We start from the raw sequence: 2442 nt of genomic DNA on the forward strand, positions 1-2442 counted from the left end.
GACCCTTGCATGGTTGCCGGGCGAAGAAGGGCAAAAAGACCTTGTTAAATGGTTTGATGAGGGAGTGCCACGCTTTTACAAAATCTTGTACCCAAATGGTACTCTGGACTTATTTAAGGGTTGGATTAGCAGCCTAGGTAAATCCATTCCGATTAAAGAAACCATGACGCGCACGGTAAAAATTAAAAATACCGGCCGCCCAACCATGGCAGAAGAAATCCCCCCAAAACCAGCGGGTAAAACAGTTACTCAACCAAAAGAGTAATAAATATTTAAATCAATCAAATAGCCACAGAAATGTGGCTTTTTATATGCATTTCACCCTGTGCACCGAAAGCACATTCACATGTTAAACATCGAGCCAAAATTTAGGTAATGAGCCTTTGAGGGGATCAGTTATAGCTGGTGTCGCTTCGATGGGCTGGTTTCCTATTTCGGCAAGGGTTCATTACTAAATAAGGTAAGCACCATGAAAGAATTATCAGTTTTTAATACACCAGTAAGAGTGGGTGATGATGGATATATATCAATCACTGATATTTGGAAGGCTGCAAAAGCATCAGGCATGAAAGTAGATAACTTACGGCCAGTTGACTTCCTAAGAAGCTCAGTAACTCAGTCATTTATCAATGAGTTAGTAAAAGGTGGAAATTCTACACCTTTTATAATCTCTAAAGGCCGTAATGGTGGAACATTTGCAACTAAGTTTTTGGCCTATGAATATGCAGGATATATCGACCCTGCATTTAAAGTTGGTGTTTACACCGTCCTAGATAAATATTTTTCAGGTGAGTTAATTTCAGTTGCTAGCTTTATGGCTGAAGCGAATATGGCTGCATATGTTTACAACCAAGAGGCCGCAATAGTTAGTGATTGTGGTCGAACAATGAATTATTGGGGTAGAGGGGGTAGAAAAGCTCACTTGCTACACAATAAACAAGAAGCAGAAAATAAACTGCAAATTGCACTGGATTATAAATAGGTCGCTCAGCGGCCTTTTTTATTATTAACGAAAAGGTATCGATATGTTTTTAAAGAAAAAAGAAATCAAAATTGGTGAAGAAGTTATCATTCTTTCTGAATTAACTGCCCTGCAGCGTGCTGAGTATTTTGAATTATTAGTCCATCAAGAGAGTGAACTTGAAAACCTCAAAGGTCACGCGCTGGGAGCTAAAGCAAATCGACATGGCGTTGAGCAACTTACATGGATTGTCTCTCGCTCGATTTGGAACACTGATAGAAATCGCGACATTGAAACCATCTATCAGGAAATACTCGATAACTGGGGTGATTCAGCCTTAAAAGCCGCATTTGATACCGCCTCTAAACTAAGCGGCATGAGCAATGACAGCGACCCTAGTGAAAAAGAAGGGCAAGAAGCGCAGGAGCCTGAATCACTGGAAAAGTAGTCGCGCGTGAACGTGTGTTTGCTTTGCGACTGGCGCGTGAATTTGGGCGACCTGACTGGCGACGAATGCTAGATGAAATCAGTGCAACCGAGTATAGCGATTGGACCGACCATTTCAGCAAAGTACCGTTCACGCCTCAGCTTATTGATACCGAATTTGCTGCATTACAGAAAACCGTATTTCAGACCATGTTTGGTGGTGATACTGAGTTAACCGATTTTATGTTACTGACCGATGTAGAGGCGAGTGATACAGAAATGTCAGACGAAACACTGCAGACAATCGGCGAGGGAATTGTCGGAGGGGTGCGATATGAGCAACCAAATAGCGGATCTTGAGATTAAGATTGGCGCGAATACAACCGAATTCCTTGAGAAAGCTGGACGTGTTGAGCGTGAATTAAATAAGCAGGAGCGTGATGACCAGCGATTTGCGAAAATGCGTCAAGATGCATTGGACCGAATTGCAGCAAAGGAAAGTGAAAGGCAGAGGAAGCGGCAATCCCAACTCAAACAATTTAGTGATGCGTCCGCAGCAGCGCATCAACAAAAAATTTCAGAGCTTGAAGCAGAAGCACGGGCCGTTGAAAAGAATCACATAGATGTGAAGCGCATTTTTGAAGAAGAGATGCGTAAAGGAAAGCGCCCCGAATCAAATACTGGACTTGTTGCACAGTATGATGCGCAAATGGATGCATTGCAAAAGTACAATAAAGGACTTGAAGAAGCCCAAGCAATACGCCAGCGTCTTAACAGAGACTTACAAAACGGGCTCCTGGTTGGTAAAGAGTATGCGACACTTCAAAATCGAATCGGTGGGATAATTAAAACAACCACAAGAGCCGAAGAAGAGCAAACGCAGGCCAAGCAGCGTTTTATTAACAAGTTAAAAGAACAAGTGACTCAACAGAACTTGTCTCGCACTGAAATGTTACGTATTCAAGCAGCACAGCTTGGTGTTTCAAGTTCAGCTGATGTTTACATTCGCAAACTTGAAAAACAAAACGTAGCGTTAAAAGGTGTAACGATTAGCT

The 2442-nt window shown here is 42.2% G+C and carries 4 protein-coding genes and 1 pseudogene; all 5 read left to right on the top strand.

Annotated features, from left to right (window positions below):
* Positions 1-265 (top strand): phage tail tube protein (locus tag PSF09_RS18350; RefSeq protein WP_272684287.1); only part of this gene is annotated, 265 nt, incomplete at its 5' end.
* A 204-nt stretch (positions 266-469) separates the two neighbouring features.
* Entirely contained in the window at positions 470-982 is a 513-nt protein-coding gene (locus PSF09_RS18355; RefSeq protein WP_096863834.1) for a KilA-N domain-containing protein, read from the top strand.
* Between the two features lie 43 nt (positions 983-1025).
* Complete coding sequence (locus PSF09_RS18360; protein WP_172767088.1) at positions 1026-1409, top strand: phage minor tail protein domain-containing protein; 384 nt, start codon at positions 1026-1028, stop codon at positions 1407-1409.
* Positions 1410-1423: 14 nt separating this feature from the next.
* Positions 1424-1747: a phage tail assembly protein T gene (locus PSF09_RS18365; protein WP_227528954.1), complete on the top strand. Its 324-nt coding sequence runs from the start codon at positions 1424-1426 to the stop codon at positions 1745-1747.
* A pseudogene (locus PSF09_RS18370) lies at positions 1722-2442 on the top strand (hypothetical protein); the annotation flags it as partial. The gene PSF09_RS18365 and the pseudogene PSF09_RS18370, both read left to right, overlap by 26 nt.

Origin of the sequence: Providencia sp. PROV141, from assembly GCF_028481645.1 — a bacterium.
GTDB lineage: Bacteria > Pseudomonadota > Gammaproteobacteria > Enterobacterales > Enterobacteriaceae > Providencia > Providencia rettgeri.

Coding starts and splice junctions, on each gene's coding strand:
- PSF09_RS18355 (WP_096863834.1), top strand. CDS start 470: ATGAAAGAATTATCAGTTTTTAATACACCAGTAAGAGTGGGTGATGAT.
- PSF09_RS18360 (WP_172767088.1), top strand. CDS start 1,026: ATGTTTTTAAAGAAAAAAGAAATCAAAATTGGTGAAGAAGTTATCATT.